The following is a 15,109-nucleotide window of genomic DNA, read 5'->3' as shown; positions in this document are numbered from 1 at the left end:
GATTCGACATGGGCGGGGCGGCGAGATGCTGAAAGGCGTGCGGCGCGCTTAGTGCGTGGCCCCGATGCGCAGGATGTCGAAGACGTAGCGCGTCATGCTGCTGGCCAGCTCTTCTTCGCCGACGAAGACCTTGCCGCCGGTCTCCTGGCGCAGCAGCGCTGCCTCGTGCTCGTTATGGCTGCGCACCACCACCTGCACCGAGGGGGTGAGCATGCGCGCGATTTCCACCATGCGGCGCACGTGGAAGGTATCCGGCGTCGCGATCACCAGCAACGCCGCATGGGTGATGTGGGCCTGGATCAGCACCGCCGGCTCGGCCGCGTTGCCGACCACCGCCGGGATACCGCGGGCGCGCAGTTGCTCGACGACCTCGCGGTTCTGCTCCGCCACCACGAAGTGCGTGCCGCGCGCCAGCAGGTCGTCGGCGATGCGGCGACCGACGCGGCCGAAGCCCACCAGCACCACCTGGCCGCTGAGCTTTTCTTGCGCCGTTTCCATCGGCAGCTCGGCCAGCGGGTCGGCCGGACGTTCCAGCTTGCGCGCCAGCTCGGGCTTCGATTGCAGCCATTTTTCCAGCGGCGCGGCCAGGCTGAACATCAGCGGGTTGACCGCGATCGAGATGATGGCGCCGGCCAGGATCAGGTTCTGGCCCAGCGCCGGCAGCAGCTCGAGCTGCATGCCCAGCGCGGCCAGGATGAAGGAGAATTCGCCGATCTGCGCCAGGCTGGCCGAGACCGTGACGGCGGTATTGATCGGGTAGCGCAGCGCCAGCACCAGCACGAAGGCGGCGATCGACTTGCCGAACAGGATGATCGCCACGGTCGCCAGCACCTGCAGCGGGTACTCGACCAGCACCATCGGGTCGAACAGCATGCCGACCGAGACGAAGAACAGCACCGAGAACGCGTCGCGCAGCGGCAGCGATTCTTCGGCGGCGCGGTGGCTCAGCTCCGACTCGCGCAGCACCATGCCGGCGAAGAAGGCGCCCAGCGCGAACGACACGCCGAACAGCGCCGAGGAAGCGAAGGCGATGCCGACCGCCGCGGCGATGACCGACAGGGTGAACAGCTCGCGGGAATTGGTCTTCGCCACCCGCCAGAGGAACCACGGGAAAATCTTCCGGCCGACGATCAGCATGAAGGCGACGAAGGCGCCGACCTGCAGCAGGGTCTTGCCCAGCGCCGGCCACAGCTCGGCGCCCGCGTCGCCCTTGCCGCCGAGCGGACCGGCGAGGGCGGGCAGCATCACCAGCACCAGCACCATCACCAGGTCTTCCACCACCAGCCAGCCGACCGCGATGCGGCCGTTCATGGAATCGAGCACGCCGCGCGCCTCCAGCGCCCGCAGCAGCACCACGGTACTGGCCACCGACAGCGCCAGGCCGAACACCAGTCCCGCTCCCAGCCCCCAGCCCCACCAGTGGGCCAGGCCGATGCCCATCGCCGTGGCCACGCCGATCTGCAGCAGCGCGCCGGGCAGGGCGATCTTCTTCACGTCGAGCAGGTCACCCAGCGAAAAGTGCAGGCCGACCCCGAACATCAGCAACATCACCCCGATCTCCGCCAGTTGCGAAGCCAGCGCCACGTCTGCGACGAAACCCGGTGTGGCCGGGCCGATCAGGACGCCGGCGGCGAGGTAGCCGACCAGCGCGGGCAGTTTCAGGCGGATGGCGAGCATGCCGAACATGAGGCCGAAGCCGAGTGCGGCGGCAATGGTGGTGATCAGGCTGAGTTCATGGTGCATCCGTGCGGCCTCCGTGGCAGATTGACAAGCGTACGAGTATACGCGACGGAAAGCTGCCCATCGGCACTTTTTATTGCCGGTTTTGCGGTAATTACGCGCCGATCACGGCACGGTCGCGAGCGATAGCAGCACTTTGTGCAGAGATGCGCGCACCGCCGCGTATTGCTCGGGACGCGCATGGCGGTCCAGCCGGAACAGCATCAGCCCCTGGATCTGCGCCACGATCAGCACCGCGCGCTCCATGCATTGCGCCTCGTCGATGGCCGGATTCAGGCCGTGGACCAGGCCGTATACCGCCTTGCGTTCGCGGCCGATCATCTTGCCCATCAGGCTGGAAGCGAAAGGATGGCGCGAGGCCAGCGCCCAGATCTCGAAGAAGATCGCATGCATGGTCGGGTCGGTGATCTCGTCGAGGAACATGTCGACCGTGCTCAGGAAACGCTCCACCTGCGGGCGGCCCGCCATTGCCACCGCGATCCGGTCCATCTTGGCCTGGAACTCGTCCATCGTGGTCAGGAGCAGGGCTTCGAGCAGCTGTTCCTTGCTGCCGTAGTAGTGCTGCAGGTTCGACAGGCTCATGCCGGCCTCCTGGGCCACGCGCCGCATCGACAGCCCGGCGTAACCCTCCGACGCCAGCAGGCGGCGCGCCACCTGCAGGATGTCGTGCACCCGGCCCAGTCCTTTTTCGGTGGTGGTCGAGGCCTTGTTGCGCAAGGCGTTGCCGTTGGAATTGTCGGAAGCGAGGGCCATGTCCCAATTATCGCAGAGGCATACAAAAAATAGTACGACTGACCTATAATCGACCAACAGTAGGTCGCGCGACCTAATCGATAGGAGATGGTATGAAGAAGGTGTATGTCAGCGGCGTCGGAATGATCCCTTTCGCCAAGCCGGGCGCGAGCAGCCCCTATCACGAGATGGGCGCGCAGGCCGCGCGCGCGGCGCTGCAGGATGCCGGCGTCAGCTACGACCTGGTGGAGCAGGCCTACGCGGGCTACGTCTACGGCGACTCCACCAGCGGCCAGAAAGCCCTGTACGCGGTGGGCATGACCGGCATCCCGATCGTCAACGTCAACAACAATTGTTCGACCGGTTCGACCGCGCTGTTCCTGGGCCGCCAGGCGATCGCCAGCGGCGCCGCCGAGTGCGTGCTGGTGCTCGGTTTCGAGCAGATGAGTCCTGGCGCGCTCGGCTCGGTCTTCACCGACCGCCCGACCCCCTTCGACGCCTTCGACGAAGTGACCGACCGCCTGGTGGGCAAGCCCGAGATCCCGCTGGCGCTGCGCTACTTCGGCGGCGCCGGCCTGGCCCACATGGAAAAGTACGGCACGCCCTTGGAAGCCTTCGCCCGCATCCGCGCCAAGGCCAGCCGCCACGCCGTGAACAATCCGCTGGCCCTGTTCCGCAAGGAGGTCAGCGCCCAGGACGTGCTCGACGCCCCTGCGATCTGGCCGGGCGTGATGACCCGCCTGATGGCCTGCCCGCCGACCTGCGGCGCGGCGGCAGCCCTGCTGGTATCGGAAGATTTCGCCGCGCGCCACGGCCTGCGCCGCGACGTCCACATCGCCGCCCAGGCGATGACCACCGACACGCCGGGCACCTTCGATGCCGGCGACATGATGCGCCTGGTCGGCTACGACATGAGCCGCGCCGCGGCGCACAAGGTCTACGAGCAGTCGGGCCTGGGCCCGGAAGACCTCGACGTGGTCGAGCTGCACGACTGCTTCGCGCACAACGAGCTGATCACCTACGAAGCCCTGGGCCTGTGCCCGGAAGGCGGCGCCGACAAGTTCATCGTCGAGGGCGACAACACCTACGGCGGCAAGGTGGTCACCAACCCGTCCGGCGGCCTGCTCTCGAAAGGCCACCCGCTCGGCGCCACCGGCCTGGCCCAGTGCTACGAGCTGACCCACCAGCTGCGCGGCAGTGCCGAGGCGCGCCAGGTTGCCGGCGCGCGCGTGGCGCTGCAGCACAACCTGGGCCTGGGCGGCGCCTGCGTCGTCACCATGTACCGCAACGGCTGAGGCGAAGCATGGAACAACTGGCATCCCCCTGGATGAACGAGGAACTGGCCGCTTTCCGCGACGCCGTGCGCCGCTTCGTGGCCGGCGAGATCGCCCCGCACCAGGACCGCTGGCGCGCGCAGCAGCACGTCGACCGTGACCTGTGGCGCAAGGCCGGCGAGATGGGCCTGCTGCTGGCCGACATCCCGGAAGACTACGGCGGCGCCGGCGGCAGCTTCGCCCACATGGCGGTGGTGTTCGGGGAGCTCTCGTACGGCGGCGATACCGCCTTCGGCATCCACGTGCACGCCATCGTCGCCCACTACCTGCTGAACCAGGGCACCGAGGAGCAAAAAAGGAAATACCTGCCGCGCCTGGCCAGCGGCGAGACGATCGCGGCGATCGCCATGAGCGAGCCGGGCGCCGGTTCGGACCTGAAGGGCATCCGCACTACCGCCGTGCGGAGTCCGGACGGCTACCGCGTGAGCGGCTCCAAGACCTTCATCTCGAACGGCTACCTGGCCGACCTGATCCTGGTGGTGGCCAAGACCGATCCGGCGGCTGGCGCCAAAGGCGTGTCCCTGCTGCTGCTGGAAACGAAGGACAACCCCGGGTTCCGGGTCGGCCGCTTCCTGGACAAGGTCGGGCAAAAGGGCCAGGACACCTGCGAGCTGTTCTTCGACGAGGCCCACGTTCCCTTGGCGAACGTGCTGGGCGGGGAGGAGGGCAAGGGCTTCGCCCAGCTGATGACCGAACTGCCCTACGAACGCACCATCCTGGGGGTATGCGGCGTGGCCGCCATCGAGCGCGCGCTTGCTCTCACGGTCGAGCACACGCGCGAGCGCAAGGCCTTCGGCCAGGCCCTCATCGAGATGCAGAACACCCGCTTCGTGCTGGCCGAGATCAAGACCGAGGCGACGGTTGCGCGCATCTTCATAGACCGCTGCATCGAGGACATGCTGGCGGGGCGCATGGACACCGTGCGCGCCTCGATGGCCAAGTACTGGATCTCGGACCTGCAGTGCAAGGTGGTGGACCAGTGCCTGCAGCTGTTCGGCGGCTACGGCTACATGCTGGAATACCCGATCGCCCAGATGTACGTGGACGCCCGGGTGCAGCGCATCTACGGCGGCGCCAACGAAATCATGAAAGAGATCATCGCCCGTTCGCTCTGAGGGTGGGAAAGGAGATTCTCACATGGCAGGACCATTGTCAGGACTGCGGGTCATCGAAATGGTGGGCATCGGCCCCTGTCCGTTCGCCGCGATGATGCTGGCGGACATGGGGGCGGAAGTGATCCGCATCGACAGGAAGGCTGGGGCCGGCGCCGGCGAGGATAGTCCCTACCCGGTGCTCGGCACGCGCCACGACGTGATGGCGCGCGGACGCCGCTCGCTGGCGCTCGACCTCAAGCAGGCGGCCGGACGCACTGCCGCGCTGCGGCTGATCGAACGGGCCGACGTGCTGCTCGAAGGCTTCCGGCCGGGCGTGATGGAGCGCCTCGGGCTGGGGCCGGACGCCTGCCTGGAGCGCAACCCGAAGCTGGTGTACGGCCGCGTCACCGGCTGGGGCCAGAACGGGCCGCTGGCGCAGGCGGCCGGGCACGACATCAACTACGTGGCCTTGTCGGGCATGCTGTATTCGATGGGGCGCGGCGACAGCCCGCCGCCGCCGCCGCTCAACCTGGTGGGCGACTTCGGCGGGGGCGGCATGATGCTGGCCTTCGGCGTGGTGTGCGCGGTGCTGGAAGCGCGCAGGTCGGGCCAGGGCCAGGTGGTCGATGCCGCCATGACCGACGGCGCCGCGCTGCTCGGCGCCATGATGTACGGCCTGCGCGGCTTCGGCGCCTGGAGCGGCCAGCGCGAGGGCAACCTGCTCGACGGCGGCGCCCCGTTCTACGATACCTATGCCTGCCAGGACGGCAAGTTCATTTCGATCGGCGCCATCGAGCCGCAGTTCTTCGCCACGCTGCTCACGCTCACCGGCCAGAACGACCCCATTTTCACCAAACGCTGGAACAAGGCGCACTGGCCCGAGCTGAAGGATCGCCTCGCGGCGCTGTTTGCGACCAAGCCGCGCGCGGACTGGTGCCGCCTGCTCGAGGGCACCGACGTGTGCTTCGCGCCCGTCCTCGACCTGGAAGAAGCGCCGCGCCACCCGCACAACGCCGCACGCCGCACGTTCGTCGAGATCGACGGCGTCACCCAGCCGGCGCCGGCGCCACGATTCAGCCGCACGGCGCCGGCGACGCCGAGCGCACCAAGCAGCCCCGGGGCGGACAGCGACGCGATCCTGGCCGAGTGGGGATTCAGCCGGCAGTCAATCGAAGCGCTGAAGGCGGGCGAAGTCATATAGCATTGTAGGGTGGGCAAGGGACTTGCCCACCCTACGAAATCCAGGAGCCTATGACCAAGGAAGCCGAACTGCGACAATCGAAAATGCTCGCGCTCGCGTTTTTCGCGGGCGCGGCTTCGCTGTTCGTGCTGACCCTGTTCCTGCCCCAGAACTGGTGGACCGGCCTGCTGCGCGCCTTTTCCGAAGCCGCCATGGTGGGCGCGCTGGCCGACTGGTTCGCGGTGGTGGCGCTGTTCCGGCGCGTGCCGATCCCGATCGTCTCGCGCCATACCGAGATCATCCCCAAGAACAAGGAGCGCATCGCCGACAACCTGGCGCGCTTCGTGCACGAAAAATTCCTCGACACCGATTCCATCGTCGGCCTGATCCAGCGCCACGATCCGGTGCAGAAGGTGGCCGAGTGGCTGGTCAGGCCCGCCAATACCGAGCTGCTGGGCCAGCACCTGGTGCGGGTCGGCATCTGGATGCTCGACTTCATCGAAGACGGCGCGGTGCAGGGTTTCATCCGGCGCGCGGTGCACGCGATGGTGAACAGCGTCGACCTGTCGAAGTCGGCCGGCACCATCCTGGAAAGCCTGACCCGCGACGGCCGCCACCAGGAACTGCTCGACGAAGGTGTCAAGCAGCTCGCCCACCTGCTCGACAACGCCGACACCCAGGCCACCATCGCCCAGGGCATCGTCGACTGGCTCAAGGAAGACTATGCCTTCATCGAAACCATGCTGCCTTCGGAACTCATCGGCCGCAAGGGCGCCGGGCTTGCGGTGCGTCTGGCTTCCGGCATCCTGAACAAGGTGGCGGCCGACCCGGCGCACCCGCTGCGCGGGCGTTTCGACAGCTTCACCCAGGAGTTCATCGAGCGCCTCAAGGCCGATCCCGCGTTCGCGGCCAGGGCCGACGAGATCAAGGCCTACCTGCTGGGCGACGAGACGCTGAACGGCTACCTGGCCACGCTGTGGGGCGAGCTCAAAGGCTGGGTCAAGCAGGACCTGCAGAGCGAGGACTCGAGCCTGCGCCGGCGCCTGGTGGCCACCGGCGCCTGGGTCGGCAAGGTGCTGGCCGAAGACCCGCAACTGCGCGCCTCGCTCAGCGAGAACCTGGAATCGGCCGCGCGCGGCGTCGCTCCCGAATTCGCGGGCTTTCTCACGCGGCACATCGCCGATACCGTCAAGCAGTGGGACGACCGCGAGATGTCGGAACAGATCGAACTCAACATCGGCAAGGACCTGCAGTACATCCGCATCAACGGCACCATCGTCGGTGGCCTGATCGGCGTGACGCTGTACCTGCTGTCGCAGCTGCCGCCGCTATTGCAGTAAGGGTAAGATAGTCTGATCAACGGGGAGAGGCATATGGAGCAACTCGCACTCAATGCATGGCTGGCGGCGAATCCGGACGTCGTGCAGATTCCGGGGCGCGACCTGTTCGTCATCGCCAAGTACCTGATACCGATCGAAGCGACCCTGGCCCAGGGCTGCCTGGTCGCGGCCGGCATCCCGGCCGTGCTGGCGGACGCCCACCTGATGCAGACCGACCTGCTGCTGGCGCCGGCGCTGGGCGGCGTGCGCATCCTGGTGCCCTCCGACTACCTGCAGCAGGCCGGCGCGGTGCTGGAGGGCCTGGCGCGCGGCGACTATGCGCTGGACGAGTCGTTTACGGATGAGTAGAACGCGTTCTTGCGTGAGGTGGCGAACGTTGCAAGGGCGAGCCGGAGCGTAGCCTGTGGGCGTGGACTATCCCACCGTCGACAGGAGAATCATCATGCCTCAAGGTGATAAATCGTCCTACACGGACAAGCAGAAACGCCAGGCCGAGCACATCGAGCAGGGCTACGAGAAGAAGGGCGTGCCGAAGAAGGAAGCCGAGCGGCGCGCCTGGGCCACCGAGAACAAGATTTCGGGTGGTGGCAAGAAGCACTGAGCAACCCGGCATCTCGAAGGCCAGCCATGCGCTGGCCTTTTAATTTTTACGCATAGCAAATTTCGACAGATCTGCCTATGATCGATTCTTGTCAACATACCAAGGATCGACGATGAGGCTTTCTCGCCCAGGGCGCTTGGCATTCGCCATCATGCTGCTGATTGTGCTGGTCTGGCTAACCGCATACCCTCTTGCAAAGCACCTGCCGCAAGGAACGTTCCAGGATCCGCTCGAAAAGGTGTACAACGGCTTGAACGTCCTGTTCACCGCACTGGCCTTTGGCGGTGTGGTGGTCACGCTGCTGTTCCAGGCCGAGGAGTCAGGCATCGCGCGGCGCGAGGAAGTGGAGCGCTCGATATTCGAGTTGTTCCAGACTTTTACCAGCCTGGACTTCCAGCATGTGAAGGACAGTTCCTTCCGCTGTCTTCTGGCTGCAGTGAAGAGCAGGGAGTATGCGGAATTCCTGGCCAGCCGCCTTTTCGTGGTCGAGCAGCTGGCGCTTCCCGCCACCAGCTTGCCGGTCCTGCGTGAGCTGGACGAGAGCAAGCGCGGCAAGTCCGACGACGACATCGTCCATGCCGACCGGGCCGACCGCCTCATGCTCGACAATATGTTGAATTTCTTTGCCATGCTGGCCCAGCGCGAATCGTCGGCGACGGTGATCAAGCATTGCGACTTTGCTTACGACTGGTGGCGCCCCGTGCTGTGGCTGCTGGGGCAACTGCAGCGCGAGCGCTACCTGGCTTCGCCCACGATCCAGACCTATTGCAAGAATCAGTTGGTCGTGGTTACCCTCGAAGCGCTCGACAAGGTGTATGGCCATGCGCCGCTCAAATCCCGCGAGGAGGTATGGGCCTACATTTCCAGCCATCCGAAAATGGTGGCATTTGGCCTCGACGGTCGCTTCGCACAACGCTGAAAAAACAAAAGCCCGCCATCTCGAAAGAGAAGGCGGGCTGCTGTCTGGTGGTGATAGGTGGACTTGAACCACCGACCCCAGCATTATGAGTGCTGTGCTCTAACCAGCTGAGCTATATCACCGAAACTTGTACTGCGGGTAAAGCAAAATGGCTTGACCCTTGGGAGTCAAGCCATCCGCTTGGAATTCTGTGGTGGTGATAGGTGGACTTGAACCACCGACCCCAGCATTATGAGTGCTGTGCTCTAACCAACTGAGCTATATCACCGCAACGGCAGGCATTATCGGGGGCGGCGGGCCGCCTGTCAAGGCTGCACCAGCGCCCTGCGCGCAAAAATCTCGCGCCAATGTCATTTTTCCAACTGGGCCAGCTTGTGCATCAGCTCCCCGGTCGGGTCCGTACCCAGGCAGTCTATCACGATCCGCTCCGGCATCGCGCGCAGCCAGGTGATCTGGCGCTTGGCCAGTTGGCGGGTGGCGATGATGCCCAGTTCGCGCAGCTCGGTGCGGTCGATCTTGCCCTCCAGGTAGTCCCAGGTCTGGCGGTAGCCGACGCAGCGGATCGAGGGCAGGCTTGGGCTCAAGTCCCCACGGGCGCGCAGGCGCGCCACTTCGGCCACCAGGCCTTCGTCGTCGCGCGTGCCCAGCATCTGGTCGAAGCGCAGCGCGATGCGCTGGTGCAGCACGGCGCGGTCCGAGGGCTCCAGTCCGAACGAGACCAGCTCGAAGGGCAGTTCGGGCTTCTCGCGCTTGCCCAGCAGTTCGGACATCGGCTTGCCGGTCAGGGCGATGATCTCGAGGGCGCGGTTGATGCGCTGGGCGTCGTTGGGTTTCAGGCGCTCGGCCGTGACCGGGTCGAGCCTGCGCAGTTTCGCGTGCATCGCGGACCAGCCGACCCGCGCGGCCTCGGCTTCGATATCGGCGCGCACGGCCGCGTCGGCGGTCGGCAGCTCGTCCAGGCTGTCGGTCAGGCCCTTAAAGTACATCATGGTGCCGCCCACCAGCAGCGGCAGCGCGCCGCGGGCGCTGATCTCGCCCGCCAGGCGGATCGCGTCCTCGCGGAACTGCATCACCGAATAGCTTTCCAGCGGGTCGATGATGTCGATCAGGTGGTGCGGCACGCTCGCCAGTTCATCAGGCGTCGGCTTGGCGGTGCCGATGTCCATCTCGCGGTAGACCAGGGCCGAATCGACCGAGATGATCTCGACCGGACGGGTCCTGGCGATCGCCAGCGCGGCGGCAGTCTTGCCGGACGCGGTCGGGCCCATGATGGCCACGGCCATCGGTTTTTTCTCGCTCATGTTGTTTACTGGCCGCGCAGGAAGAGTTTGTCGAGCGCCGAGATCTCGAGCTGGACCCAGGTGGGACGGCCGTGGTTGCACTGGTCTGAACGTTCGGTGATTTCCATCTGGCGCAGCAGGGCGTTCATCTCCTGCACCGAGAGGATGCGGTTGGCGCGCACCGCCGTGTGGCAGGCGAGGGTGCCGAGCAGCTCGTTGCGGCGCTCGATCAGCACGCGCGAGCCGCCGTATTCGCGCACGTCGCGCAGCACGTCGCGCGCCAGCGTCTGCGCGTCGGCGTTCTTCAGCAGGACCGGCACGGTGCGCACCGCCAGGGTGGTGGGCGAGAGCGCGGCGATGTCGAAGCCGAGCGTTTTCAGGGTCTCGCCATGGTCCTGCGCGGTCGCCACCTCGACGGCGTCGGCGTAGAAGGTCACCGGGATCAGGAGCTGCTGCACCTGCAGCTCTTCGCCCTCGACGCGGGCGTCGAGCGCGTTCTTGATCTGCTCGTAGAGGATGCGCTCGTGGGCCGCGTGCATGTCGACCAGCACCAGGCCCCTGGTGTTCTGGGCCAGGATGTAGATGCCGTGCAGCTGGGCCAGCGCGAAGCCGAGCGGGAAGTCCTCGTTCGACAGCGGACGCTCGCCGCTCGACAGCGGCACGCCCACCGGCGCCGTCGCCTTGGCCGGCTCGCCGGCCGCGAACAGGGCGCCGTAGGACTCGAGACGCTGCGCCACGCCGCCGGTGGATGGGGCGGGGCGCGCATCGTCCCAGCGGCTGCCCGGCGCGAACGGCGAGGGCGAGAAGCTCGGCGCCAGTTGCGCACCGAACGAGGTCTGCTCGTGCGGACGCGGCGCCCATACCGGCGTGCCGCTCGGCTTTACTTCGGCGGCCGTGATCGGCGCCGGCGCGCTGCCGTGGGCGGTGGCGGAAGTCTGGGCCAGCGTGCGCTGCACCGCGTGGAACACGAACTGGTGCACGGCGCGGCTGTCGCGGAAGCGCACTTCGATCTTGGACGGGTGCACGTTGACGTCGACCAGCGCCGGGTCGAGGTCGAGCGACAGCACGTAGCAGGGGAAGCGGTCGCCGTGCAGCACGTCCTGGTAGGCCGCGCGCACCGCGTGCACCAGCAGCTTGTCGCGCACGAAGCGCCCGTTCACGTAGAAGAACTGGCCGTCGGCGCGCGCCTTGGAGGCGGTCGGCAGGCCGACGTAGCCGTGCAGGCGCAGCGGTCCGGCCGCTTCGTCGAGCGCCAGGCGCGCGTCGGCGAAGTCGTTGCCGAGGATATGGGCGCTGCGCTTGGCCGCCTCGCTCACGTTCCAGTGGTCGATGGTGCGGCCGTTGTGCGTCAGGCTGAACGACACGTCCGGACGCGACAAGGCAATCCGGCGCACGATCTCGGCGCAGTGGCCGTATTCGGTCTGCTCGGACTTCAGGAACTTGCGGCGCGCCGGGGTGTTGAAGTACAGGTCCTGGACGTCGATGGTGGTGCCGAAGGCGCCCGACGAGGGCGCCACGGTGCCCTCGTGCGAGCCGACGATTTCCCAGGCGTGGGCGGCGTTCGGCGTGCGCGAGGTGATGCGCACCGCGGCCACCGAGGCGATCGAGGCCAGCGCCTCGCCGCGAAAGCCCAGGGTGCCGACGTGCTCGAGGTCGTGCAGCGAAGCGATCTTGGAGGTGGCGTGGCGCGCCAGCGCCAGCGGCAGCTGCTCCGGCTCGATGCCGCGGCCGTTGTCGGTGATGGCGATGCGCTTGACGCCGCCTTCTTCGAGGCGCACGGTGATCTGGGTCGCGCCCGCATCGAGCGCGTTTTCCAGCAGTTCCTTGACCACGGCGGAGGGCCGCTCGACCACTTCGCCGGCGGCGATCTGGGAGATGAGCTGGTCGGGCAGTTGCTGGATCGGGCGATGCGCAGTGGCAGCGTTGGGGACGGGGGCGTTCATGCGCAAATTATAGCTCGCCTATTTCTGCTCCCGCACCGGAATCGGCGCATTGCACAGGTCGATCTTGCCGGTCGCGAACTTGGCCCAGGGCCCGCCGCGGTTGCGCTGGGCTTCGACCGCGGCCTGGTAGGTGGCGCTGTCGGTGCGCATCACTTCGAACCTGCTGCGCTCGGCTTCCGGCACGTCGGCCGCCATGCGCACCAGCCTGAGCGGCATGCGCTGCTCGGGCTTCTCGTAGAAGCCGGCGGCGCCAAGGCCGCGCGGCTGTACCGACAGCAGCGGCATGCCCGAGACCACGCGCCCGACCACGGTGATGTTGCGGTCGAGGTGGCGCGGCGCATGGCCGGTGACGACGTACAACTGCGAACCATTGCCGGTGTCGGCGCCGGTGTCGCGCGCCACGCCCACCATGGCCGGGCAGTGGGCCAGCCAGGCCCGCCCGCTGCTCGGGTCGCGCGCGACCGGGAAACCATTCACGTGGCCGACCTGCGGCGCGTACACGTCGCCATCCTTCAGGCGGGTAAAGCCGCCCACCGACGCCATCGGCGCGGTGAACTCGGCCTGGATGGTCTTGGCGGCCTTGAAGGGCTTCGGCTTTTCCTCGTCCGGGTCGCCCCACTGCACCACGAAGCCGTCCTGCGAGCGGATGATGAACAGGTCGTCGAAATACTTTTCGCGCACCAGCGCACGGATGTTGGCGGCGGTCCTGGGTGCAAAGCCCGGCGCCAGTTCGATGACCACGCGGCCGGTCGGCAGGTCCATGTAGATCGTGTTTTCCGGATCGAGCGGGCGCCAGTCGGACGGTTTGGACGCCTTGATCACGTCGGCCAGCGAGGCCTTGGGCGGCAGTTCCTGTGCGGCCTTGGCGGGCGCGGCGCAGGCGGCGCCGGCGGCCAGCCAGGCCAGTGCGGCCGCGGCAAGGCGGATCGTGGTACGGGCTGCAAACATGCGGTCTCCTGGGGTGTTGTTATCCCAACGATTTTGAGGGAATGTGGTCATCAGGTAAAGCGATCGTGGGCAGAAATATCCGTTGGAAGAGTGCGCTTTCCGGCCGGCGGTAATGACGGAAATGGTATGATGTTTGGCTACCTCTTAGGAAAATTATGGATCTGATGCAACTGTTCGCCATGCTCCTGCATGTCGATAAGACGCTGGGCACGCTGCTGGCCCAGTACGGAACCTATGTGTACATCGTGCTGTTCGCCATCGTGTTCTGCGAAACCGGCCTGGTGCTCCTGTTTTTCTTCCCCGGCGACACCCTCCTGTTCATTGCCGGCGCCTTTTGCGCCACCGGCCAGATGAACTATCCGCTCCTGATGGCGCTGCTCGTCACGGCGGCGGTCACCGGCAATACCCTGAATTACTACATCGGGCAGGCGATCGGCCACCGGGTGTTCACCCATCACTACCGATGGATCAACAAGGACGCGCTGCGGCGCACCCACGACTTCTTCGAGAAGCATGGCGGCAAGACCATCATCCTGGCGCGCTTCGTGCCGGTGGTGCGCACCTTCGCGCCCTTCGTGGCGGGTGTTTCGGAAATGACCCATGCGCGCTTCCAGATGTTCAACGTGACCGGCGCGGTGCTGTGGGTGGCGAGCCTGGTCACCGCGGGCTACTTCTTCGGTAACATCCCGATCATCAAGGACCACCTGACCGAGATCGTGCTGGTCGGCGTGTCGGCGGCGATCGTGCCGCTGGCGATCGGGGGGCTCTACAAATTCGGCCGCCGCATGCTGAGCCGATAAGCGTCGACCTCTTGCCATCTTTCTACAGGGCCCCGAGATTCTCGGGGCCTTGTTGTTTTAGCGCACTCAAGTTTCAGCCGCTTATTGCCGATAAGCATGAGGACAGCCTCATTCCCTGGATTCTCATGCGCCACCTTATCGCCCTGTTCGCTTGCAGCCTCGCCATGGCTTGCGCAAGCGCGCGCGAACCTGCTCCCAAGCCGGCCGACGGCAAGACGGCCGACGTCAAGGCCATCCTCGAAGGCAAACCCGCCGCCGGCGCAGCCAAGGCTGATATCAAGGCCCTGGTCGCGGCCGCGGATGCACGCCCGGCCGCGGCCCGCCCGGCGCCGGCCGCGCCTGCCGCCAATGAAGAACAGTCCGAGGTCGACCTGTCGGTGCGCATCGCCGAGCGCCTGGCCCAGTTGCGCGAGCAGCAGGCCGCGCGCGCCGCCGCGGCCGCGAAGGCGAAACGCGCCGCCGAAGCCAAGCGCCGCAAGGAAGCCGAGGCCGCGATCGCCGCCGCCAACAAGCCGAAGACCGGCACCCACTGGTCCTACGAGGGCGAGTACGGCCCGGCCAACTGGTCCAACATCAACTCGGGCTGGGCCAAGTGCAGCACCGGCAATCGCCAGTCGCCGATCGACCTGCGCGACGGCATCAAGGTCGACCTCGAGCAGATCGCCTTCGATTACCACCCGAGCTCGTTCAGCGAAATCGACAACGGCCACACCATCCAGGTGACGGTCGGCGGCGGCAACTTCCTCACGGTCGGCAACCAGACCTACGAGCTGCAGCAGTTCCACTTCCACCGCCCGTCGGAAGAGAAGATCAACGGCAAGGGCACCGAGATGGTGATCCACTTCGTGCACCGCAGCTTCGAAGGCAAGCTGCTGGTGCTGGCCGTGCTGCTCGAGCGCGGCCGGGCCAATCCGATGATCCAGACCGTGTGGAACCACCTGCCGCTGGAGAAGAAGCAGGCCGTGTCGCCTTCGATCGTGATCGACCCGAACGAGGCGCTGCCGGAAAAGCGCGAATACTTCACCTACATGGGCTCGCTAACCGAGCCGCCCTGCACCGAAGACGTGCTGTGGATCGTGATGAAGCAGCCGATGCAGGCCTCGCCGGCGCAGATGGCGCTGTTCTCGCGCCTGTATCCGCTCAATGCGCGGCCGGTACAGCCGAGTAACGGCAGGATGATCAAGGAGTCGAACTGACG

General features: G+C 66.4%; 14 protein-coding genes and 2 tRNA genes. 9 read left to right on the top strand and 7 right to left on the bottom strand.

Features of this window, described 5'->3' with window-relative positions; translation table 11 throughout:
• Positions 1 to 48: 48 nt before the first annotated feature.
• Both ybaL and AB3347_RS04815 read right to left on the bottom strand, forming a co-directional pair.
• Complete coding sequence (gene ybaL / locus AB3347_RS04820) at positions 49 to 1,743, bottom strand: YbaL family putative K(+) efflux transporter (RefSeq protein ID WP_369090648.1); 1,695 nt, start codon at positions 1,741 to 1,743, stop codon at positions 49 to 51.
• Positions 1,744 to 1,845: 102 nt separating this feature from the next.
• The gene (locus AB3347_RS04815) at positions 1,846 to 2,493 is read right to left on the bottom strand and encodes a TetR/AcrR family transcriptional regulator (RefSeq protein ID WP_369090647.1); all 648 of its coding nucleotides are present in this window, start codon (positions 2,491 to 2,493) and stop codon (positions 1,846 to 1,848) included.
• 92 nt (positions 2,494 to 2,585) lie between these two features.
• On the opposite strand from AB3347_RS04815, the gene AB3347_RS04810 reads away from it, so the two are divergent.
• From AB3347_RS04810 to AB3347_RS04780, 7 genes are all read left to right on the top strand, one after another.
• Positions 2,586 to 3,767, top strand: coding sequence for a lipid-transfer protein (locus AB3347_RS04810; RefSeq protein WP_369090646.1), 1,182 nt, complete (start codon positions 2,586 to 2,588; stop codon positions 3,765 to 3,767).
• Between the two features lie 8 nt (positions 3,768 to 3,775).
• Entirely contained in the window at positions 3,776 to 4,921 is a 1,146-nt protein-coding gene (locus AB3347_RS04805) for an acyl-CoA dehydrogenase family protein (RefSeq protein ID WP_369090645.1), read from the top strand.
• Positions 4,922 to 4,943: 22 nt separating this feature from the next.
• A complete protein-coding gene (locus AB3347_RS04800) occupies positions 4,944 to 6,101 on the top strand; it encodes a CaiB/BaiF CoA transferase family protein (protein WP_369090644.1) in 1,158 nt (385 codons plus the stop codon).
• Between the two features lie 50 nt (positions 6,102 to 6,151).
• A complete protein-coding gene (locus tag AB3347_RS04795; RefSeq protein ID WP_369090643.1) occupies positions 6,152 to 7,420 on the top strand; it encodes a DUF445 domain-containing protein in 1,269 nt (422 codons plus the stop codon).
• A 33-nt stretch (positions 7,421 to 7,453) separates the two neighbouring features.
• Positions 7,454 to 7,768 carry a DUF2007 domain-containing protein gene (locus AB3347_RS04790; protein WP_369090642.1) on the top strand — a complete coding sequence of 105 codons (315 nt, stop codon included), beginning with the start codon at positions 7,454 to 7,456 and terminating at the stop codon, positions 7,766 to 7,768.
• 94 nt (positions 7,769 to 7,862) lie between these two features.
• Positions 7,863 to 8,021 carry a hypothetical protein gene (locus AB3347_RS04785; RefSeq protein ID WP_281910376.1) on the top strand — a complete coding sequence of 53 codons (159 nt, stop codon included), beginning with the start codon at positions 7,863 to 7,865 and terminating at the stop codon, positions 8,019 to 8,021.
• A gap of 136 nt (positions 8,022 to 8,157) precedes the next feature.
• Positions 8,158 to 8,940 (top strand): hypothetical protein, encoded by a 783-nt coding sequence (locus tag AB3347_RS04780; protein WP_369090641.1) that lies wholly within the window; start codon positions 8,158 to 8,160, stop codon positions 8,938 to 8,940.
• Positions 8,941 to 8,985: 45 nt separating this feature from the next.
• On the opposite strand, the gene AB3347_RS04775 is transcribed toward AB3347_RS04780, so the two are convergent.
• The 5 genes from AB3347_RS04775 to AB3347_RS04755 form a co-directional block, all read right to left on the bottom strand.
• A tRNA-Met gene (locus AB3347_RS04775) sits at positions 8,986 to 9,062 on the bottom strand.
• Positions 9,063 to 9,131: 69 nt separating this feature from the next.
• A tRNA-Met gene (locus AB3347_RS04770) sits at positions 9,132 to 9,208 on the bottom strand.
• An 82-nt stretch (positions 9,209 to 9,290) separates the two neighbouring features.
• Positions 9,291 to 10,241 carry a tRNA (adenosine(37)-N6)-dimethylallyltransferase MiaA gene (miaA, locus tag AB3347_RS04765; protein ID WP_369090640.1) on the bottom strand — a complete coding sequence of 317 codons (951 nt, stop codon included), beginning with the start codon at positions 10,239 to 10,241 and terminating at the stop codon, positions 9,291 to 9,293.
• Positions 10,242 to 10,246: 5 nt separating this feature from the next.
• Positions 10,247 to 12,163, bottom strand: a complete 1,917-nt coding sequence (mutL, locus tag AB3347_RS04760) for a DNA mismatch repair endonuclease MutL (RefSeq protein ID WP_369090639.1) — start codon at positions 12,161 to 12,163, stop codon at positions 10,247 to 10,249.
• Positions 12,164 to 12,181: 18 nt separating this feature from the next.
• A complete protein-coding gene (locus tag AB3347_RS04755; RefSeq protein WP_369090638.1) occupies positions 12,182 to 13,111 on the bottom strand; it encodes a peptidylprolyl isomerase in 930 nt (309 codons plus the stop codon).
• Positions 13,112 to 13,266: 155 nt separating this feature from the next.
• Between AB3347_RS04755 and AB3347_RS04750 the strand changes: the two genes are divergently transcribed.
• Positions 13,267 to 13,911 carry a VTT domain-containing protein gene (locus AB3347_RS04750; RefSeq protein WP_369090637.1) on the top strand — a complete coding sequence of 215 codons (645 nt, stop codon included), beginning with the start codon at positions 13,267 to 13,269 and terminating at the stop codon, positions 13,909 to 13,911.
• 125 nt (positions 13,912 to 14,036) lie between these two features.
• The gene (locus AB3347_RS04745) at positions 14,037 to 15,107 is read left to right on the top strand and encodes a carbonic anhydrase (RefSeq protein WP_369090636.1); all 1,071 of its coding nucleotides are present in this window, start codon (positions 14,037 to 14,039) and stop codon (positions 15,105 to 15,107) included.
• The last annotated feature ends 2 nt before the right edge of the window (positions 15,108 to 15,109 follow it).

The sequence above is a fragment of the Massilia sp. X63 genome, assembly GCF_041023745.1.
Lineage (GTDB): Bacteria > Pseudomonadota > Gammaproteobacteria > Burkholderiales > Burkholderiaceae_D > Telluria.
Note: the sequence above shows the minus strand (reverse complement) of the source record. Positions and strands in the feature narration are given on the sequence as shown.